This is a genomic window from Pseudomonas imperatae, assembly GCF_057128625.1.
The window spans coordinates 51,025-70,714 of the sequence record NZ_JBSKHP010000007.1 but is presented as its reverse complement, the minus strand read 5'-3'; the positions used below and the strand labels follow the sequence as shown (position 1 = coordinate 70,714).

Here is a 19,690-nt window from a genome sequence, read left to right as displayed (position 1 = left end):
CCTCAACGCCTGCTGCTCAACGGCCGGCGCCGCGCAGCTCGCTCACCCGGGCGCGCAGCTGCGCCGGCACCGCGTCGTCGCCCTGCACCGGCTGCCCGGCCACCAGCACCACGCGCGACCACAAGCGGCGGAAGAAGCCCTTGGCCGGGTCGCGGCTGAAGAAACTGCCCCATAGCCCCAGCAACGCCAACGGCACCACCGGCACCGGGGTCTGCTCCAGCACCCGGGTCACACCGCTCTTGAACTCGTCGATCTCGCCATCGGTGGTCAGCTTGCCCTCGGGGAAGATGCACACCAGCTCGCCGTCGGCCAGGTACTGGGCGATGCGCTTGAACGCCTGCTCGTAGACCTGCGGGTCCTCGCTGCGCCCGGCGATGGGAACCGCCCCGGCAGTGCGGAAGATGAAGTTGAGCACCGGCAGGCGGAAGATCTTGTAGTACATCACGAAGCGAATCGGCCGCCGCACCGCGCCGCCAATCAGCAACGCGTCGACGAACGACACGTGGTTGCACACCAGCAGCGCCGGGCCTTCGTCGGGAATGCGCTCGAGGTCGCGGTGCTCCACCCGGTACATGGAATGGCTGAGCAGCCAGATCATGAAACGCATGGTGAACTCGGGGACGATCTTGAAGATGTAGGCGTTGACCGCGATATTCATCACCGACACCACCAGGAACAGCTGCGGAATCGACAGCTTGGCCACGCTCAACAGAATGATGGAGACGATGGCCGACACCACCATGAACAGCGCGTTGAGGATGTTGTTGGCGGCAATTACCCGCGCCCGCTCGTTCTCGGCGGTGCGCGACTGGATCAGCGCGTACAGCGGCACGATATAGAAGCCGCCGAACATGCCCAGGCCGAGAATATCCAGCAGCACCCACCAGGTGTGGCCGATGCCCAGCAGGGTCAGCCAGTCATTGGCCTGGGACGCCTGGGCGAACTCGCCCGAATGCCACCACAGCAGCAGGCCGAACAGGGTCAGGCCGAACGAGCCGAACGGCACCAGGCCGATCTCCACCTTGCGCCCCGACAGCTTCTCGCACAGCACCGAGCCCAGGGCGATGCCCACCGAGAACACCGTGAGAATCAGGGTGACCACGGTTTCATCGCCGTTGAGCCAGTCCTTGGCGTAGGCCGGAATCTGCGTCAGGTAGATAGCCCCGACGAACCAGAACCACGAGTTGCCCACCACCGAACGCGACACCGCAGGCGTCTGGTTCAGGCCCATTTTCAGCGTGGCCCAGGACTGGCTGAAGATGTTCCAGTCAAGCTTCAACCCGGGGGTGTCGGCCGCCGCGCGCGGGATACCGCGGCTGGCCAGGTAGCCCAGCACGGCCACGCCGACGATCGCGGCACTGACCAACGGCGCGTAGTGTGCCTGGGACATCAGCACGCCCGCGCTGATGGTGCCCGCCAGAATGGCCAGGAAGGTACCCATTTCCACCAAGCCGTTGCCGCCTACCAGCTCTTCTTCGCGCAGGGCCTGGGGCATGATCGAGTACTTCACCGGGCCGAACAGCGCCGAATGGGTGCCCATGGCGAACAGCGCCGCCAGCATCATCCACAGGTGGTCGAACAGGAAACCGGTGGCGCCCACGGCCATGATCACGATCTCGCCCAGCTTGATCAGGCGGATCAGCGTGTCCTTGTCGAATTTCTCGCCAAACTGCCCCGCCAGCGCGGAAAACAGGAAGAACGGCAAAATAAACAGCAGCGCGCACAGGTTGACCCAGATGGAGCGGTCGCCGCCGATGCTCAATTTGTAGAGGATGGCCAGGATCAACGACTGCTTGAACACGTTGTCGTTGAAGGCCCCCAGGGACTGGGTGAGGAAAAACGGCAGGAAGCGCCGCTTGCCCAACAGGCTGAATTGCGAGGGGTGACTCATCGTCCTTTGCACCTTGGTGGCGCCGCTTGCGGCATAGGCTTTTGGCATTGGATGCGGCCTGCTGCCCTGCAAGCCACATCCGCCACCTAGATTACCTAAAGTTTGCGCGCCGCGATGCACGGCGACACAAACAGCTCGCCGCGCCAGGCACCGCCCAGGGTGCGCGCCATCACCACCGCCCACAACATTGCCAGGCAGGCCACCAGGCCCTGGCCGCACCAGGTGAAAAAGCCCAGGTGCAGCACGTTGCCCAGGCGCAGCGTGGCCAGGGTGTACACGCCCAACGGGAAGATGAACGCCCACCAGCCCAGGTTGAACGGCATGCCGCTGCGCAGGTAGCGCACGGTGATCAGCACCGCCAACAGCATCCACCACAGGCCCATGCCCCAAAGGATCACCGCGCTGACCACGCCCAGGCCGTCGATCATGCTGCCCACACCGGGCAGCACGCCGGCTGCGGCGAAAATCGCCGGGGCGTCACCACCCAGCAGCAACATGCCCAAGGCGCCGGTGCCGATGGGCCCCAGGGCCAGCCAGCTCGACGCCGCCATGCTTTCATGGGGCAGTTTGTGCAGGGCCATGCGCAGCATCAGGATGGTCAGGATGGCGAACGCCACCGGCACCGAGAACGCCCACAGCACGAAGCTGGTGATAAGCATGCCGAACTGCGCCGCCGGGTCCGGCAGGTGCGGGGCCAGCAGGCCGCCGCTGGCCGCAGCCACTTCCGCGGCCACCACCGGCAGCAGCCATACGGCGGTCATCTGGTCGATGCTGTGCTGCTGGCGAGTGAACATCAGGAACGGTATACCCACCCCGCACAGCAGCGACAGGGCCACGTCCAGCCACCATAGCCCCTGCAGCCATGGCAGCGCGGCGTTGCCCACCTGGGGCAAGGCGAACAGCACGAAGCCGTTGATCAGGGTGGCCAGGGCCATGGGAATGGTGCCGATGAACATCGACACGGTGGAATGCCCGAAAATGCGCCGCGCCTCGTCGAAGAACAGCACCCAGCGCGCGCCGTACAGAGCGGTGAACACGCCAAACAGCACGGCCGCCAGCAGCCACAGGCCATGGGCCAGGCCATGCACCAGCGGCCAGCCGGCCGGCAATTGCGCCAGGGCCAGGGCCAGCACGCCGGTGCCCATGACCACGGCGAACCAGTTGGGGGTGAATTGGCGAATCACTTCGCGGGGGTGCTGAAGCGCACTGAACGGCCGGGTGGCCAGGGGAATCGGGCGTTTCATGATGGGGTCTCCTGTCCTCGTGTGAGGTCAGGCCATGCTAGCCGTCCTTGGCTTATCTGCTAAACGGGTAGTTTCGCTATAGGTCATCGATTATGCAGATATAGCTCGCGCATCCCGGCGCAGCCACATGCCCAGCAGGGCGGCCAGGCACAGGGCAATCTGCAGCAGGCCGTAGCCTTCGCTGGTGGCCAGCAAGCCAACGCTGCGCACCAGGAAGCCCGCGAGAATGGCCGGCACGCAGAACGCCAGGTAGCTGAGCACATAGAAGGTTGACATCAGCCCGGCGCGCTCGTGGGCGTGGGCCAGGGGCAGCACGCTGCGGGCCGAGCCGAGGAAGCCGCTGCCGAAACCGGCGCCGGCGATCACCGCACCGATGAAGAACAGCATCAGCACCTGCTGGCTGGCCGCCACCAATACCAGCGCCACACCGATGGGCAGCAGCACGGTGCCCAGGCGCAGCACCTTGTCAGCGGCGCTGGCGCGCAGGGCATAGATCGCCGCCGCGCCGCTGAGGGTCAGGGTCGCTACCAGCGCGCCGCCGATCAGGTTCGAAGTGGCGCCAGTAGCGGCGCGCACCAGCGACGGCGCCAGCGACAGGAAGAAGCCGCCGGTCATCCACACCGCGGTGTTCACCGGCAGCATGCGCCACACCGCCGCGCGGGCCTGGGCGGGCACGGCCAGGCGTGGGCGCAGCGACGCCAGCGCGCCGGGCTGGGCGCTGACGCTTTCCGGCAGCCACACCAGCAAACCCGCCTGCGCTACCAGCAACACCAGCAGCACGATGTACACCAGGCTCAGCGGCATGGGCGCGTACTGCACCAGCAGGCCGCTACCCAGGCCGCCCAGGGCCATGCCCAGCAGCGGCGCCAGGCTGTTGAGCAGCGGGCCTTTCTGCCGGTCGTTGTCCAGCAGCGCAGCGCCCAGGGAGCTGGTGGCCATGCCCGTGGCGAAGCCCTGGAGGATGCGCGCGGCCAGCAGCCAATTGACGTCGCGGGCGTAGATAAAGCCCAGCATCGACACCATGTTCAGCACCAGCGCCATGCGCAGCACCGGCCGCCGGCCGATATAATCCGACAACGCGCCCACAGTCAGCAGCGCTGCCAGAAGAGCCAGGGCGTAGACGCCGAAGATCATCGTCAGCATGCCCGGCGAAAACTGCCAGGCCTCCTGGTACAGATGGTACAGCGGCGTCGGCGCGCTGGAGGCGGCCAGGAAGGTCAGCAGCACCACCGAGAGGTAGGCCAGGCTGTTTCTCGCAGAGAAGACGTTGGACATGGCGGGCTCCGTAAAGCTAATTTATTGCGTTAGTGGAGTCTGCACCTGCTTCGCGCTTAAAGCAAACGCTTTGTGTTAAGGTACATGCATGGCTATCAAAGAAGGTATTCGCACGGGCGGCCGCAGTGCCCGTGTGCAAGAGTCCGTACACGCGGCCGTCCGCGCCTTGCTGCAAGAGCAGGAGCGCGACACCCTCACCGTGCCGCTGATCGCCAGCCGCGCCGGCGTCACCCCGTCGACCATCTACCGGCGCTGGGGCGAGCTGGCCGCGCTGCTGGCCGACGTCAGCCTGGCGCGCCTGCGCCCCGACAGCGACCCTGCCGACACCGGCACCCTGCGCGGCGACCTGCTGGCCTGGGCCGAGCAGTACCTGGACGAGATGAACTCGGAGCCGGGGCGCAACATGATGCGCGACTTCATCGCCAGCGGCTGCTCGTTCCAGTGCGCCACCGTGCTGCGCGGCCAGCTGCAGACCATCATCGAGCGCGCCAGGCTGCGCGGCGACACCGCGCCCGATGCCGACCACCTGCTGAACCTGATCGTCGCCCCGGTGGTGTACCGCATCCTGTTCGCCGAATCGGCGCCCAGCATCGAGCAGATGCACGAGCTGGTGGACCTGAGCCTGGCCTGCGACCTTCGTCGCCGCTGACGCGCCGCCCCGCGCCATGCGAGACTGAACGCACCACGCTACCCCGTAGCAGCGGCCGCCAGGCCGCGTCCTGGCCCACCCGGTCTTCCTGCCCCGGCGCGTCGCCGGTGACGCGGCCTGTGGCCGCTGCTACGGGAGCCCTTCCTTTGCAACGGAGCCTTTGATGTCGCTGTCCAGCGGGCTGATCGCCGCGGTTGCCCTGGCCTACATGGCCGTCATGTTCGCCATTGCCTTCTACGGCGACCGGCGCGCCACGCCGTTGTCGCCGCGCCTGCGCGCCTGGGTGTACAGCCTGTCGCTGGCGGTGTATTGCACCAGCTGGACCTTCTTCGGCGCCGTCGGCCAGGCCGCCGAGCAGCTGTGGGCGTTCCTGCCCATCTACCTGGGGCCGGTGCTGCTGATGGTGTTCGCGCCGTGGGTGCAGCAGAAGATGATCCTGATCAGCAAACAGGAAAACATCACCTCCATCGCCGACTTCATCGCCGCCCGCTACGGCAAGTCGCAATCGCTGGCGGTGGTGGTGGCGCTGATTTGCCTGGTGGGCGTGCTGCCGTACATCGCCTTGCAGCTCAAGGGCATCGTGCTCGGCGTGAACCTGCTGATCGGCGCCGGCGCCGACGCCAGCGGCACCCGCGTGCAGGACACGGCCCTGGTGGTGTCGCTGGTGCTGGCGCTGTTCACCATTGTCTTCGGCACCCGCAGCCTGGACGTCACCGAGCACCACCGCGGCATGGTCCTGGCCATCGCCTTCGAGGCCCTGGTCAAGCTGTTCGCCTTCATGGGCGTGGGCGCCTTCATCACCTACGGCCTGTACGATGGCTTCGACGACCTGCTCAGCCAGGCCAGCCTGGCGCCGCGCCTGGAAACCTATTGGCAGGAGACCATCAACTGGCCGTCCATGGTGGTGCAGACCGGCGTGGCGCTGATGGCGATGATCTGCCTGCCCCGCCAGTTCCACGTCACCGTGGTGGAGAACATCGAGCCCCAGGACCTGCGCCTGGCGCGCTGGGTATTCCCCGCCTACCTGGTGCTGGCCGCGCTGTTCGTGGTGCCCATCGCCCTGGCCGGGCAACTGCGCCTGCCCAGCTCGGTAATTCCCGATTCCTTCGTGATCAGCCTGCCCCTGGCCGAATCCCACCCGGCCCTGGCGCTGCTGGCGTTCATCGGTGGCGCCAGCGCCGCCACCGGCATGGTCATCGTCGCCAGCGTGGCGCTGTCGACCATGGTCTCCAACGACATGCTGCTGCCGTGGCTGCTGCGCCGGCAGAGCGCCGAGCGGCCGTTCGAGGTGTTCCGCCACTGGATGCTGTCGGTGCGCCGCATCAGCATCGTGATGATCCTGTTGCTCGCCTACGTCAGCTACCGCCTGCTGGGCAGCACCGCCAGCCTGGCCACCATCGGCCAGATCGCCTTCGCCGCCGTGGCCCAATTGGCGCCGGCCATGCTGGGGGCGTTGTACTGGAAAAAAGCCAACCGCCGCGGCGTGTTCGCCGGCCTTGCCGCTGGCACCTTCGTGTGGTTCTACACCCTGGTGCTGCCACTGGCGGCCCACAGCCTGGGCTTGTCGCTGCATGTGTTCCCGGGCCTGGCCTGGCTGCACGACGACGCCATGGGCCTGCCCATCACGCCGCTGACCCTGGGCGTGGTGCTGTCGCTCGCCGGCAACTTCACCCTCTTCGCCTGGGTCTCGGCGTTGTCGCGCACGCGGGTCTCGGAACACTGGCAGGCAGGCCGCTTCATCGGCCAGGAAACCAGCGCCCGCCCCGGCGGCCGCTTGCCGCTGTCGGTGCAGATCGAGGACCTGCTGACCCTCGCGTCGCGCTTCGTCGGCGAAGAACGGGCGCGCCAGAGCTTCATCCGCTTCGCCTACCGCCAGGGCATCGGCTTCGACCCCAGCCAGAGCGCCGACAACGACTGGATCGCCCACACCGAGCGCCTGCTGGCGGGCGTGCTGGGCAGCTCATCGACCCGTGCGGTGGTGCGCGCGGCCATCGAAGGCCGCGACATGCAGCTGGAAGATGTGGTCAAGATCGCCGACGAAGCCAGCGAAGTGCTTCAGTTCAACCGGGCGCTGCTGCAGGGCGCCATCGAGAATATCAGCCAGGGCGTGAGCGTGGTCGACCAGTCGCTGCACCTGGTGGCCTGGAACCGCCGCTACCTGGAGCTGTTCAACTACCCCGACGGCCTGATCAGCGTCGGGCGGCCCATTGCCGACATCATCCGCTACAACGCCGAGCGCGGCCTGTGCGGCCCCGGCGAAGCCGAGGTGCATGTGGCGCGCCGCCTGCACTGGATGCGCCAGGGCCGTGCGCACACCTCCGAACGGCTGTTCCCCAATGGCCGGGTGATCGAGCTGATCGGCAACCCCATGCCCGGCGGCGGCTTCGTCATGAGCTTCACCGACATTACCGCGTTCCGCGAGGCGGAACAGGCTCTGACCGCCGCCAACGAGGGCCTGGAGCAGCGCGTGGCGGAGCGCACCCACGAGCTGTCGCAGCTCAACCAGGCGCTGACCCAGGCCACCAACACCGCCGAAGCCGCCAACCAGTCGAAGACGCGCTTCCTGGCCGCGGTCAGCCATGACCTGATGCAACCGCTGAACGCTGCGCGGCTGTTCTCGGCGGCGCTGTCGCACCAGGGCGACGGCCTGTCCGGCGAAGCGCAGCAACTGGTGCAGCACCTGGACAGCTCGCTGCGCTCGGCCGAGGACCTGATCAGCGACCTGCTGGACATCTCGCGCCTGGAAAACGGCAAGATCACCCCGGACAGCAAGCCCTTCGCCCTGGGTGACCTGTACGACACCCTGGGCGCCGAGTTCAAGGCCCTGGCCCAGGAGCAAGGCCTGGCGTTCCACCTGCGCTCGTCGAAGCTGCGGGTGAACAGCGACATCAAGCTGCTGCGGCGTATTTTGCAGAACTTCCTGACCAACGCCTTCCGCTACGGCAAGAGCCCGATCCTGCTGGGCGTGCGCCGCCAGGGTGACGCCCTGAGCCTGGAGGTGTGGGACCGTGGCCCGGGCATCCCCGAGGACAAGCTGCAGGTGATCTTCGAGGAGTTCAAGCGCCTGGACAGCCACCAGACCCGCGCCGAGAAGGGCCTGGGCCTGGGCCTGGCGATTGCCGACGGCTTGTGCCGGGTGCTGGGCCACAGCCTGCAGGTGCGCTCATGGCCGGGCAAGGGCAGCGTGTTCAGTGTGCGCGTGCCGCTGGCGGCCGCCGAAACCAGCGCGCCAGTCACCGCCATCGCCAGCAAGGGCCAGGACCTCACCGGCCTGCAGGTGCTGTGCGTGGACAACGAGGACAGCATTCTCATGGGCATGCACAGCCTGCTCAGCCGCTGGGGCTGCCAGGTGTTCACCGCTCGCGACCGCGCCACTTGCGGCCAGCTGCTGGCCCAGGGCATGCGCCCGCACCTGGCGCTGGTGGACTTTCACCTGGACGAAGGCGACACCGGCCCGCAGCTGATGGCCTGGCTGCGCGCGCAATTGGGCGCGCCCTTGCCGGGCATGGTGATCAGCGCCGACGGCCGCCCCGAGATACTGGCCCAGGTGCACGCCGCCGGCCTCGACTATCTGGCCAAGCCGGTGAAACCGGCGGCGCTGCGTGCCTTACTGAACCGGCACCTCAGCCGGCAGTGAGGCGCCCTCGGCGTCGGTCATGGCGCGCTCCAGCAGGTCGGCCGGCAGGCTCTTGCTGGCGCGGGCGCCCAGCAGCTTGAGCTGCTCGGTGCGGCTGACCAGGTTGCCACGGCCGTCAGTGAGCTTGTTGCGCGCCGCGCTGTAGGCCTTGTCCAACTGCTGCAGGCGGTTGCCCACCTCGTCCAGGTCCTGGATGAATAGCACGAACTTGTCGTACAGCCAGCCGGCGCGCTCGGCGATCTCCCGGGCGTTCTGGCTCTGGCGCTCCTGCTTCCACAGGCTGTCGATCACCCGCAGGGTGGCCAGCAGCGTGGTCGGGCTGACGATTACGATCTGCCGGTCGAAGGCCTCCTGGAACAGGTTGGGCTCAGCCTGCAACGCCGCCGAGAAGGCTGCCTCGATAGGCACGAACAGCAGGACGAAATCCAGGCTGTGCAGGCCTTCCAGGCGGTTGTAGTCCTTGCCCGACAAACCCTTGACGTGGTTGCGCAGCGACAGCACGTGCTGCTTGAGCGCCGTCTGCGCCACCGCCGGGTCATCGGCGCTGATGTACTGCTGGTACGCCGTGAGGCTGACCTTGGAGTCCACCACCACCTGCTTGTCGCCCGGCAGCATGATCAGCACGTCCGGCTGGAAGCGCTCGCCGTCGGGCCCCTTGAGGCTGACCTGGGTCTGGTACTCGCGGCCCTTCTCCAGGCCCGCATGCTCGAGCACGCGCTCCAGGATCAGCTCGCCCCAGTTGCCCTGGGTTTTCTGCCCCTTGAGGGCCTGGGTGAGGTTGGTGGCCTCGTCGCTCAGGCGCTGGTTGAGCTGCTGCAGGCGTTCCAGTTCCTTGCCCAGGGAGAAGCGCTCGCGGGCCTCCTGCTGGTAGCTTTCCTCCACGCGCTTCTCGAACGACTGGATGCGTTCCTTCAGCGGGTCCAGCAGTTGCCCCAGGCGCTGCTGGCTGGTCTCGGCGAAGCGCTGTTCGCGCTCGTCGAAGATTTTCCCGGCCAGCTCGGCGAACTGCGCCCGCAGCTCGTCGCGCGAGCCCTGCAGGTCGGTGAGGCGCTGCTGGTGGCTGTCCTGCTGCTCGCGCAGCTCGGCCTGCAATGCCGCGCATTGGGCATCCAGGCGGCGCAACTCGCCTTCCTTGCCGCTGCGCTCGATATTCCAGGCGTGGGCGGCATCGCGGGCGTTGTCGCGCTCGATCTGCAGCAGGTCCAGCTCACGCCCCTGGGCCGCCAGCTCCGCCTGCTTGACCGCGTTGGCCTGGGACAGGTCGCTGACCTCGTCGCGGCTGGCATCGAGCTGCGCACTCAGGCCGTCCTGGGCCAATTGCGCGGTGGTCAGGCGCTCCTGCCACAGCGCCGACTCGGCGCTCAAGGCGCTCAGGCGACGCTGTATGCCCCAGGCCAGCGCCAGGCTCGGCGCCCCCGCCAGCAGCAGGCCGAGCAACAGGCTGGTGATGTCAAATGCCATTTCAAATTCCACCGCGTTCTAACAAAGGTCACAGTCTGAGCGAAGCGACGACTGGCGGCAAACCCGTACAGGTGAATGCCTCCGGTCGGGCGATAGCCGCACGTTTTTGCATCGGTTGGAAAAAAAAATATCAGCGCCCGGCCGATGAAATTTTCCCCCCTCCCACCATTGACAAAATCCGCTGGCGACTTGGTAAGAAACATGAAATATCCGGGTACGCCCGTGCTAGAGCAAGCGCTCGGGACAATCCACAGAAGCTGTGGATAAGTCAGTGGACAACCGCCCTTCCCCGCCCGCAAACCCTTGTAGAATAGGGCCTCCAGTCAAACTGTCGATTTTTTCACCAGTTAAAAAAAGCGTTTTTTTTCATTGACTTAAATTTTCAATGCGGCGTAGGGGAACTTTCGGCAAGGCGTTTGCAGGGACATGACGGTTTCATTGCCACATGTGTACAACCGCCCTGAATGGAGGCACGGGGCCGCACCATTTTCGTACTCCCTGTCAAGCGTGGGGCGCGAAAAAGCGACTTCAGGGGCTTCACAGGGCGAGTTTTTGTAGGCAAACTGGTCTGCTGCTGATCTGAGGCACAAGGGTGCACCCCGGGCCGCCGGTGATACAGCAGGTGAATTGAAAAAACACTTGCAAGTCACCCAGGCTATCAGTTAGGCTTGCCACTGTTAGTACCAAGCTGAAAGTCAATTTCTGGTCGACACAGTCCTCCAGCACGTCGTTCGCAGCAAAGCGAACCCCCTGCTGAAACAGCGGACCCGACCTACTCGATGGTTTCCAGGTAAACACTTCACGAGCCGTGGCCAACGCCAGGCATCGCTGACAAGCCTCTTTACTCTGACCTAACCAACCTGCTGATTGATCAGGATCTTCACCCACGGGCAGCGAACCTTTGCCCCGGTGTGTTGCCTGTCCTCCTAAGTACCTACCGGTCAGCCCAAGCGCCACATTTTAAATGCGCTCACACTGGCTGCTTTGTTCCAGTCAGGTTCTTCGTCCGGCCAATGGTGGCCCGCGTTACTGGAACGTTTTTAGTGTGCACGGATCATATCCGTGTCTTTTGCAGGAACATCCAATAACTATGAACACTATTCATACCCAAGACGCCATGCGCACCCTGACTGACGCCTTCGCACCGCTGAACTGCCTGATCATGGCAGCTCGCAAAGGCTGCTTCAGCTTCACCGTCGTCAACGAGCACGGTATTGCCCGCCACAGCGAACGCCTGTACCCGGAGCAATACTCCAGCGCCGAGCCGCTGCAGGCCGTGATCGACCGTACGCGCCAGGCACTGGTCGCCTAAAACGCCCAGGCTGCACCCAAGGCCCCGCCATGAGCGGGGCTTTTTTATGGGTGATCACTTAACGCGCCCTGTAGCAGCCGCCGAAGGCGGCGTCCGGGCTCACCGCGGTGGGCCGGGAACAGCGCGGCGCCTTGGACGCGGCCTGCGGCCGCTGCTACATCCTGTGGGAGCTGGCTTGCCAGCGAGCTGTTGGGGCCATAAAAGCTCGCTGGCAAGCCAGCTCCCACAAGACAGTTGCTGCTACGTGCTGCAAGGTTTCTTTATCACCTGAGGGCATATGCGCCGCCCCCTCAAACGGGCAAATAATTTAAAAACAGCCCTTTACAGCACAAATATGACACTACACTTCAATTCAAGCGGCCCCAAGCCGCTTCCGGCGGAGCCATCCGATTCACTGCTGCCAAGCACCCAGGTTCCGTCGGCCAGACAGAGAGGTCGAAGGGTTTTATGGGGATCGCCGCACGGGAATTGAGCCAGTACGTGATACGCCCGACGCTGCTGTACCTGGGCCGTCACTGCGCTACCGCCGAGGCCTTGCTGTTGGGCGTGGCGGCCAGCCAATCGGCCCTGGGCACCGCCCTGCACGATCGTCGTGGCCACGGCCTGTACCGCATCGGCGCGTTGCGCCACCAGGCCTTGTGGGACCATTACCTGGCCCTGGACCCCGATTTGGCCAGCCTCGTGAGGGGGCTCGCCAGCCAGCATGCTTTTTTAAGTGGCCCGCATCAGGAATTGACCGTCAACCTTCGGTACGCCACGGCTATTGCCTGGCTGTTGATCGAAGAGCAGAAAACGCCCTTGCCACAGGCCGATGATGTTATCGGCATGGCCAGAATATGGCGCCAAACCTTCCAACCCCAGGGTCGTTTAAGGGATTTCACCGCCGCCTGGGCAAGCTGCATCACCGTTACTGACAGATTAGCCAGCTGAAGATCATGGCATAACGCCAGCTTATAAGCTTCCAGCCTGGTCGGATTGTCCTACAAAACCGCTCTATCTCCTGCGATACGGGCTATAGCGCCGCGGCGAAAATGTTGGTAGTTTTCGCTTCGGTGATCACATGGAGTTCTAATAATGAAAAAAGTAATGCTCAAGACCACAATCAGCATCGCCGTCGCACTCGCCTCTACCCAGCTGTTCGCCAGTGGCTTTGCCATCAACGAAACCAGCATCAGCGGCATGGGCACCGGCTTCGCCGGCCGTTCGTCTTCTGCCGATGACGCCAGCACCATCTACGGCAACCCTGCCGGCATGTCGCGCCTCAAGAAAGCCCAAGCCACCGTGGGCGCGGCCGTGATTGACGCGAAGACCGACATCAGCGACACCAAGGCCACCCTGGGGGGCAAAGAGGGTGGCGACATGGTGCCGGTGACTACCGTGCCCATGGGTTACTACGTACAGCCAATCGATGACCACTGGGCCTTCGGTGTCGGCTTCTACGTGCCGTTCGGCCTGATCACCGACTACCACAGCGACTTCGCTGGCCGTTACTACGCCAACAAGAGCAAGGTCTCGGTCATGACCTTCCAGCCTACCGTCAGCTATGCGTTCAACGATATCGTGTCGATCGGTTTCGGCCCGACCATCAACCGCATCGACGGCGAGCTGAGCTCCATGGTGCCCAACTCCTTCACCCCCGGCACCAACGACGGCAAGGTGAAGATCAACGGCAACGACACCGCCATCGGCTTCAACGCCGGTATCCTGGTGCAGGCCACGCCGACCACCAGCCTGGGCCTGACCTACCACTCCAAGGTGGACTACCACCTGGACGGCGACACCAAGGTCACCGGCGGCACCTTCAGCCTGCTGGGCCTGAGCGGCCACAGCTACGACGCCTCGCTGGACCTGGACACCCCGGAATCCGTGGACTTCTCCGTGACCCAGAAGCTGGGTGACGACTGGACCGTGTACGCCGGCAGCACCTGGACCCGCTGGAGCCGCCTGAAAGACATCACCGTGGAGAACAAAGGCGTGCCTGCGCTGCTGTCGGGCTCGCTGAGCACCATCACCGAAGAGCAGAACTGGCACGACACCTGGGCCCACGCCATCGGTGCCGCCTACCAGCTGAACAAGGAAGTGGTGCTGCGCGCCGGTTACTCGGTTGACCAGTCGCCTACCAACAACGTCGACCGTTCGCCACGCATCCCTACCGGCGACCGCCAGGCCGTCAGCTTCGGCGTGGGCTACACCCCCGTGGAAAACATCACCCTGGACTTCGCCTACTCCTACCTGTGGGAAGAGAGCGTGAAGATCAACGAAGTGTCGGCTACCAAGCTGGCCTACAGCTCCAAGTACAAGAACAGCGCCAGCGGCTTCGGTACCTCGATTACCTACCGCTTCTGATTCACGTACCTGCAGCACGAAAAAACCCGCCTCGGCGGGTTTTTTCATGCCTCAGGGTTTTGAGGCGATGGCTTTTTCCACGGCGGCGATCAGGTCCGGGTCGTCGGGCTTGGTGATGCTGGAAAAGCTCGCCACCACATTGCCCTGGCGGTCCACCACGTACTTGTAAAAGTTCCACTTGGGCGCGCTACTTTGCTCCGCCAGTACCTTGAACAAATGGGTGGCGTCGGCACCGCGCACGGGCGCCGGCTGGGTCATGGTGAAAGTGACGCCGTAGTTGGCGTAGCAGACCTTGGCGGTCTCGGCGCTGTCCTGGGCCTCCTGCTTGAAGTCATTGGACGGCACGCCGATCATTTCCAGGCCCTTGTCCTTGTAGCGAATGTACAGGCCTTCCAGCCCACTGAACTGCGGGGCGAAGCCGCAGTAGCTGGCGGTGTTGACCACCACCAGCGGCTTGCCGGCAAAGCGCTGGCACAGGTCGATGGCCTCCTTGCCGCGCAGTTTGGTCATCTGCCCTTGCAGCAGTTCCGGGCAATCGGCGGCCAGCACCGGCCCACTGGCGGCAAGCATCAAGAGCGGAACCGTTATCCAGCGCAGGTTCATGGCAGCCATCCTCAGTGATTTGAACCTCCAACCTACCCTCAGTCACGTCCCTACGCAAACGCGCACAATTAGCGAACTTCCGGCGGCGGCGCAGCCTCTGACGATTAAGCCCCCTGCCACAGGCCGCCGCCCATGGACCTCGTCATTGCCCGCCCCGAAGGCCTGTACTGCCCGCCCGGGGATTTCTACATCGACCCCTGGCGGCCCGTGGAACGCTCTGTGATCACCCACGGCCACGGCGACCACGCGCGCACCGGCAACACTCATTACCTGGCCGCCAGCCCCGGCGCCGGCATTCTGCGCGCCAGGCTGGGCGCCGACATCAACCTGCAGACCCTGGCCTACGGCGAGCGCCTGGTGCACCACGGCGTTACCCTCAGCTTCCACCCGGCCGGCCACGTGCTGGGCTCGGCGCAGGTGCGCCTGGAGTACCAGGGCGAGGTGTGGGTGGCCTCCGGCGACTACAAGGTGGAGGCCGACGGCACCTGCGCGCCCTTCGAGCCGGTGCGTTGCCATACCTTCATCACCGAATCCACCTTCGGCCTGCCCATCTACCGCTGGCAGCCGCAACGGGAGATCTTCGCCGAAATAGATGACTGGTGGCGGGCCAACGCCCAAGCCGGCAAGGCCAGCGTGTTGTTCGCCTACGCGTTCGGCAAGGCCCAGCGCATCCTCCACGGCATCGACGCCAGCATTGGCCCGATTCTGGTGCACGGGGCCGTCGAGCCGCTGAACCGGGTGTACCGCGAGGGCGGCATCCACATTCCCCAGACCCAGTACGCCGGCGACTTCAAGAAGACCGACCCGGCCCTGCGCCAGGCGCTGATCCTGGCCCCGCCCTCGGCCGGCGGCAGCACCTGGATGCGCCGTTTCGGCGACTACAGCGACGCCTTCGCCAGCGGCTGGATGCGCTTGCGCGGCACCCGCCGGCGGCGCGGCGTGGACCGCGGCTTCGTGCTGTCCGACCACGCCGACTGGCCCGGCCTGCTGTGGGCCATCGAGCAGACCGGCGCCGAACGGGTCATGGTCACCCACGGCTCGGTGGCGGTGCTGGTGCGCTACCTGCGCGACCTGGGGCTGGACGCCCAAGGCTTTACCACCGAGTACGGTGATGAAGACGAGGAGCAAGCCAGCGCATGAAAGCCTTTGCCGAACTCTACGGGCGCCTGGACGAAACCACCTCCACCAACGCCAAGCGCGACGCACTGCTGGCCTACTTCAGCCAGGCCGACGCCGCCGACGCCGCCTGGGCGGTGTATTTCCTTTCCGGTGGCCGCCCGCGCCAGCTGGTGCCCAGCCGCGTGCTGCGTGACATAGCAGTGCACACCAGTGGCCTGCCCGAGTGGCTGTTCGAGGAAAGCTACCAGGCCGTCGGCGACCTGGCCGAGACCTTTTCCCTGCTGCTGCCGGAAACCGCCCACAGCAGCGACCAGGGCCTGGCCTGGTGGGTGGAAGAAGCCTTGCTGCCCCTGCGCGGCCTGCCGCCGGAGGCCCTGGCCGAGCGCCTGCCGCAGCTATGGGCGCAACTGGACCGGCAGAGCCTGATGGTGTGCCTGAAGCTGATCACCGGCAGCTTCCGCGTCGGTGTGTCGAAACTGCTGGTAACCCGCGCCCTGGCGCAGTTGGCCGGCATCGACAGCAAGCGCGTGGCCCAGCGCCTGGTGGGCTACACCGACCTGTCCCACCGGCCCACCGCCGACAGCTACCGCACGCTGATCGCCGCTGAATCCGCCGACGAACACGCTCAGCGCGGCGGCCAGCCCTACCCGTTTTTCCTCGCCCACTCGCAGCAGCAGCCAGTGGACCAGTTCGACGCCCTGCTGGGGCCGGTCGACGCCTGGCAGGTGGAGTGGAAATGGGACGGCATCCGCGCGCAACTGGTCAAGCGCGACGGCCGCCTGTGGATCTGGTCCCGCGGTGAAGAACTGGTCAGCGAACGCTTCCCGGAGCTGATGGCGCTGGAGCAAAGCCTGCCCGACGGCACCGTCATCGACGGCGAGATCGTGGTGTGGAAAGCCGACGCCCAGCCCCAGGTGCAGCCGTTCGCCCTGCTGCAGCAGCGCATCGGCCGCAAGACCCTGGGCAAGAAGCTGCTGGCAGAGGTGCCCGTGGTGGTGCTGGCCTATGACCTCCTGGAATGGCAGGGCCACGACTGGCGCAGCCGGCCCCAGGGGCAACGGCGCGCCGAGCTGGAGCGTCTGGTGGCGGCCACGGCGGCGCCCGTGCTGCAGCTGTCGCCACTGCTGCATGGCGAGAGCTGGCTGGACCTGGCCCGCCTGCGCGAACAGTCGCGGCGCCTGGGCGTGGAAGGCATGATGCTCAAGGCCCGCGACGCCCTGTATGGCGTGGGCCGCACCAAGGACATGGGCACCTGGTGGAAATGGAAGGTCGACCCCTTCAGCGTCGACGCCGTGCTGATCTACGCCCAGGCCGGCCACGGCCGCCGCGCCAGCCTGTACAGCGACTACACCTTCGCCGTGTGGGACGGCCCGCCCGAGGCCAGCGAGCGCACCCTGGTGCCGTTCGCCAAGGCCTACTCGGGGCTGACCGACGAGGAAATGCGCCAGGTGGACGCCATCGTGCGCAAGACCACGGTGGAGAAATTCGGCCCGGTGCGCAGCGTGCGCCCTACCCTGGTGTTCGAGCTGGGTTTCGAGGGCATTGCCCTGTCAAAACGTCATAAAAGCGGCATTGCCGTACGTTTTCCGCGCATGTTGCGCTGGCGGCATGACAAGCCGGTGGAAGAAGCCGATAGTCTGGCTACGCTGCAAGACCTGTTGAGCTGATTGCCCACTTTTGGGGCGCGTTTGCGGGGCTGCCCGATTTTGGGCAGGCCGCAGCGCCAGAGCCTTCCGGGCGCCCCATTTAAACGCTCGTTCGGGTACTGTGGTGCGAAAATTGCTATCAGAATGATGTCTGGCATCCGCCGGTAACGAATGTCGCGTACACCTGTACGCTCTTCTCAGGTTCTAAGGACTGCACAATGAAAAAAGCATTGCTGACCCTTTCTGCACTGGCCTTATGTTTGTCTGCTGGCGCCGCGATGGCCAAGGATTACAAGGTATTGCGCTTCGGCGTCGACCCATCCTACGCACCGTTCGAATCCAAGGCCGCCGACGGCAGCCTGGTGGGCTTTGACATCGACCTGGGCAATGCCATCTGCAAAGAGCTGAAAGTGGAGTGCAAGTGGGTCGAGAATGACTTCGACGGCATGATCCCCGGCCTCAACGCCGGCAAGTTCGACGGCGTGATCTCGTCCATGACCGTGACTGACGCGCGCGCCAAGGTCATCGACTTCTCCAGCGAACTGTTCTCCGGCCCGACCGCGCTGGTGTTCAAAAAAGGTGCAGGCTACAGCACCCCCGAGTCGCTCAAAGGCAAGACCGTGGGCTACGAGCAGGGCACCATCCAGGAAGCCTACGCCAAGGCCGTGCTGGACAAGGCCGGCGTGACCACCAAGGCCTACGCCAACCAGGACCAGGTCTATGCCGACCTGACCTCGGGCCGCCTGGACGCTTCCATCCAGGACATGCTGCAGGCCGAACTGGGCTTCCTGAAATCGCCACAGGGCGCCGACTACGAAGTCAGCAAGCCGGTTGACGACCCACTGCTGCCGGCCAAGACCGCCGTCGGTATCAAAAAGGGTAACAAAGAGCTCAAGGCCCTGCTGGACAAAGGTATCGAAGCGTTACACAAGGACGGCACCTACGACACCATTCAGAAGAAACACTTCGGTGATCTGAACCTGTACAGCGGCAAGTAACAATTGGTAACGACGCCTTCTCCCGTCCGGGGGAAGGCGTTTTTTCTACCTGCACAGGCACCATCCATGTTCGACGACCTATTACAAAACCTGGGGCTTTCGGCATTCAGCCTGAAGGGCTTTGGCCCGATCCTGCTGGAAGGCACCTGGATGACCATCAAGCTGGCGGTGCTGTCACTGCTGGTGAGCGTTGGCCTGGGCCTGCTGGGCGCCAGCGCCAAGCTATCAAGCCTTAAAGTGCTGCGGGTTCCCGCACAGTTGTACACCACCCTGATTCGCGGCGTGCCCGACCTGGTGCTGATGCTGCTGATCTTCTACAGCCTGCAAACCTGGCTGACCAATCTCACAGATGCCATGGACTGGGACTACATCGAGATCGATCCTTTCACCTCTGGTGTGATCACCCTCGGGTTCATCTATGGCGCCTATTTCACCGAAACCTTCCGTGGCGCCATCCTCGCCGTGCCGCGCGGCCAGGTGGAAGCGGCCACCGCCTATGGCCTGAAACGCGGCCAGCGGTTCCGCTACGTGGTGTTCCCGCAGATGATGCGCTTCGCCCTGCCAGGCATCGGCAACAACTGGATGGTGATGCTCAAGGCCACCGCCCTGGTGTCGATCATCGGCCTGGCCGACCTGGTCAAGGCCGCCCAGGACGCAGGCAAGAGCACCTACCAGCTGTTCTACTTCCTGGTCCTGGCGGCCGTCATCTACCTGCTGATCACCAGCGCCTCCAACGTGGTGTTGCGCTGGGCCGAGCGGCGTTACAGCGCTGGCAGCCGGGAGGCCGTGCGATGATTGAACTGTTGCAACAATACTGGCGCCCGTTCCTCTATTCGGACGGCCAGCACATCACCGGCCTGGCCATGACCATGTGGCTGCTGACCGCCTCCATCGCCATCGGCTTCGTGGTGTCCATCCCGCTGTCCATCGCCCGGGTGTCCACGCACTTCTGGCTGCGCTGGCCGGTGCAGTTCTACACCTACCTGTTCCGCGGCACGCCGCTGTATATCCAGCTGCTGATCTGCTACACGGGCATCTACAGCATCGAGGCGGTGCGCAACCAGCCAGAGCTGAACGCGTTCTTCCGCGACGCCATGAACTGCACCATCCTGGCCTTCGCCCTGAACACCTGCGCCTACACCACCGAGATCTTCGCCGGCGCCATCCGCAGCATGAACCACGGCGAGGTGGAAGCGGCCAAGGCCTACGGCCTGACCGGCTGGAAGCTCTACACTTACGTGATCATGCCGTCGGCCCTGCGCCGCTCGCTGCCGTTCTACAGCAACGAAGTGATCCTGATGCTCCACTCCACCACCGTCGCCTTCACCGCCACGGTGCCGGACATCCTGAAAGTGGCCCGCGACGCCAACTCGGCCACCTTCATGACCTTCCAGTCGTTCGGCATCGCCGCGCTGATCTACCTGACCATCACCTTCACGCTGGTGGGCCTGTTTCGCCTGGCGGAACGCCGCTGGCTGGCCTTCCTCGGCCCTGCGCACTAGGAACCGG

General features: G+C 65.0%; 15 protein-coding genes. 10 read left to right on the top strand and 5 right to left on the bottom strand.

Going from position 1 to position 19,690, the window contains the following annotated elements:
* Nucleotides 1-16: 16 nt before the first annotated feature.
* The 3 genes from ACWKWX_RS10760 to ACWKWX_RS10750 all read right to left on the bottom strand — a co-directional run bounded on the left by ACWKWX_RS10760 (nucleotide 17) and on the right by ACWKWX_RS10750 (nucleotide 4,410).
* Nucleotides 17-1,891, bottom strand: a complete 1,875-nt coding sequence (locus ACWKWX_RS10760; protein ID WP_483827753.1) for an MFS transporter — start codon at nucleotides 1,889-1,891, stop codon at nucleotides 17-19.
* Nucleotides 1,892-1,986: 95 nt separating this feature from the next.
* The gene (locus ACWKWX_RS10755; RefSeq protein ID WP_483827752.1) at nucleotides 1,987-3,135 is read right to left on the bottom strand and encodes a TDT family transporter; all 1,149 of its coding nucleotides are present in this window, start codon (nucleotides 3,133-3,135) and stop codon (nucleotides 1,987-1,989) included.
* Nucleotides 3,136-3,225: 90 nt separating this feature from the next.
* A complete protein-coding gene (locus ACWKWX_RS10750) occupies nucleotides 3,226-4,410 on the bottom strand; it encodes an MFS transporter (protein WP_476295415.1) in 1,185 nt (394 codons plus the stop codon).
* Nucleotides 4,411-4,498: 88 nt separating this feature from the next.
* On the opposite strand from ACWKWX_RS10750, the gene ACWKWX_RS10745 reads away from it, so the two are divergent.
* Both ACWKWX_RS10745 and ACWKWX_RS10740 read left to right on the top strand, forming a co-directional pair.
* Complete coding sequence (locus tag ACWKWX_RS10745) at nucleotides 4,499-5,059, top strand: TetR/AcrR family transcriptional regulator (protein ID WP_416426356.1); 561 nt, start codon at nucleotides 4,499-4,501, stop codon at nucleotides 5,057-5,059.
* A gap of 163 nt (nucleotides 5,060-5,222) precedes the next feature.
* Nucleotides 5,223-8,696 (top strand): hybrid sensor histidine kinase/response regulator, encoded by a 3,474-nt coding sequence (locus ACWKWX_RS10740; protein ID WP_416426357.1) that lies wholly within the window; start codon nucleotides 5,223-5,225, stop codon nucleotides 8,694-8,696.
* On the opposite strand, the gene ACWKWX_RS10735 is transcribed toward ACWKWX_RS10740, so the two are convergent.
* The gene (locus ACWKWX_RS10735) at nucleotides 8,667-10,043 is read right to left on the bottom strand and encodes a DNA recombination protein RmuC (protein ID WP_416427453.1); all 1,377 of its coding nucleotides are present in this window, start codon (nucleotides 10,041-10,043) and stop codon (nucleotides 8,667-8,669) included. The genes ACWKWX_RS10740 and ACWKWX_RS10735 overlap by 30 nt on opposite strands.
* Before the next feature lie 1,204 nt (nucleotides 10,044-11,247).
* Here ACWKWX_RS10735 and ACWKWX_RS10730 point away from each other — a divergent pair.
* From ACWKWX_RS10730 to ACWKWX_RS10720, 3 genes are all read left to right on the top strand, one after another.
* Complete coding sequence (locus tag ACWKWX_RS10730) at nucleotides 11,248-11,469, top strand: hypothetical protein (protein ID WP_027977204.1); 222 nt, start codon at nucleotides 11,248-11,250, stop codon at nucleotides 11,467-11,469.
* Nucleotides 11,470-11,916: 447 nt separating this feature from the next.
* A complete protein-coding gene (locus ACWKWX_RS10725; RefSeq protein WP_416426360.1) occupies nucleotides 11,917-12,399 on the top strand; it encodes a hypothetical protein in 483 nt (160 codons plus the stop codon).
* Between the two features lie 144 nt (nucleotides 12,400-12,543).
* Nucleotides 12,544-13,815: an OmpP1/FadL family transporter gene (locus ACWKWX_RS10720; RefSeq protein ID WP_416426361.1), complete on the top strand. Its 1,272-nt coding sequence runs from the start codon at nucleotides 12,544-12,546 to the stop codon at nucleotides 13,813-13,815.
* A gap of 51 nt (nucleotides 13,816-13,866) precedes the next feature.
* Here ACWKWX_RS10720 and ACWKWX_RS10715 read toward each other — a convergent pair whose 3' ends face one another.
* Nucleotides 13,867-14,418, bottom strand: coding sequence for a glutathione peroxidase (locus ACWKWX_RS10715; RefSeq protein WP_416426362.1), 552 nt, complete (start codon nucleotides 14,416-14,418; stop codon nucleotides 13,867-13,869).
* Between the two features lie 132 nt (nucleotides 14,419-14,550).
* Here ACWKWX_RS10715 and ACWKWX_RS10710 point away from each other — a divergent pair, with 132 nt between their 5' ends.
* From ACWKWX_RS10710 to ACWKWX_RS10690, 5 genes are all read left to right on the top strand, one after another.
* On the top strand, nucleotides 14,551-15,558 hold the full coding sequence (locus ACWKWX_RS10710; protein WP_483827751.1) for a ligase-associated DNA damage response exonuclease: 1,008 nt from the start codon (nucleotides 14,551-14,553) through the stop codon (nucleotides 15,556-15,558).
* Nucleotides 15,555-17,204 carry an ATP-dependent DNA ligase gene (locus ACWKWX_RS10705; RefSeq protein ID WP_416426364.1) on the top strand — a complete coding sequence of 550 codons (1,650 nt, stop codon included), beginning with the start codon at nucleotides 15,555-15,557 and terminating at the stop codon, nucleotides 17,202-17,204. The genes ACWKWX_RS10710 and ACWKWX_RS10705 overlap by 4 nt, the downstream gene beginning before the upstream one ends.
* 197 nt (nucleotides 17,205-17,401) lie before the next feature.
* The gene (locus ACWKWX_RS10700; protein WP_416426365.1) at nucleotides 17,402-18,181 is read left to right on the top strand and encodes a transporter substrate-binding domain-containing protein; all 780 of its coding nucleotides are present in this window, start codon (nucleotides 17,402-17,404) and stop codon (nucleotides 18,179-18,181) included.
* 66 nt (nucleotides 18,182-18,247) lie between these two features.
* Nucleotides 18,248-18,976 carry an ABC transporter permease gene (locus ACWKWX_RS10695; RefSeq protein WP_416426366.1) on the top strand — a complete coding sequence of 243 codons (729 nt, stop codon included), beginning with the start codon at nucleotides 18,248-18,250 and terminating at the stop codon, nucleotides 18,974-18,976.
* Nucleotides 18,973-19,683 carry an ABC transporter permease gene (locus ACWKWX_RS10690; protein WP_416426368.1) on the top strand — a complete coding sequence of 237 codons (711 nt, stop codon included), beginning with the start codon at nucleotides 18,973-18,975 and terminating at the stop codon, nucleotides 19,681-19,683. The genes ACWKWX_RS10695 and ACWKWX_RS10690 overlap by 4 nt, the downstream gene beginning before the upstream one ends.
* Nucleotides 19,684-19,690: the final 7 nt, after the last annotated feature.

Coding starts and splice junctions, on each gene's coding strand:
- ACWKWX_RS10760 (WP_483827753.1), bottom strand. CDS start 1,891: ATGAGTCACCCCTCGCAATTCAGCCTGTTGGGCAAGCGGCGCTTCCTG.
- ACWKWX_RS10755 (WP_483827752.1), bottom strand. CDS start 3,135: ATGAAACGCCCGATTCCCCTGGCCACCCGGCCGTTCAGTGCGCTTCAG.
- ACWKWX_RS10750 (WP_476295415.1), bottom strand. CDS start 4,410: ATGTCCAACGTCTTCTCTGCGAGAAACAGCCTGGCCTACCTCTCGGTG.
- ACWKWX_RS10745 (WP_416426356.1), top strand. CDS start 4,499: ATGGCTATCAAAGAAGGTATTCGCACGGGCGGCCGCAGTGCCCGTGTG.
- ACWKWX_RS10740 (WP_416426357.1), top strand. CDS start 5,223: ATGTCGCTGTCCAGCGGGCTGATCGCCGCGGTTGCCCTGGCCTACATG.
- ACWKWX_RS10730 (WP_027977204.1), top strand. CDS start 11,248: ATGAACACTATTCATACCCAAGACGCCATGCGCACCCTGACTGACGCC.
- ACWKWX_RS10725 (WP_416426360.1), top strand. CDS start 11,917: ATGGGGATCGCCGCACGGGAATTGAGCCAGTACGTGATACGCCCGACG.
- ACWKWX_RS10720 (WP_416426361.1), top strand. CDS start 12,544: ATGAAAAAAGTAATGCTCAAGACCACAATCAGCATCGCCGTCGCACTC.
- ACWKWX_RS10715 (WP_416426362.1), bottom strand. CDS start 14,418: ATGAACCTGCGCTGGATAACGGTTCCGCTCTTGATGCTTGCCGCCAGT.
- ACWKWX_RS10710 (WP_483827751.1), top strand. CDS start 14,551: ATGGACCTCGTCATTGCCCGCCCCGAAGGCCTGTACTGCCCGCCCGGG.
- ACWKWX_RS10705 (WP_416426364.1), top strand. CDS start 15,555: ATGAAAGCCTTTGCCGAACTCTACGGGCGCCTGGACGAAACCACCTCC.
- ACWKWX_RS10700 (WP_416426365.1), top strand. CDS start 17,402: ATGAAAAAAGCATTGCTGACCCTTTCTGCACTGGCCTTATGTTTGTCT.
- ACWKWX_RS10695 (WP_416426366.1), top strand. CDS start 18,248: ATGTTCGACGACCTATTACAAAACCTGGGGCTTTCGGCATTCAGCCTG.
- ACWKWX_RS10690 (WP_416426368.1), top strand. CDS start 18,973: ATGATTGAACTGTTGCAACAATACTGGCGCCCGTTCCTCTATTCGGAC.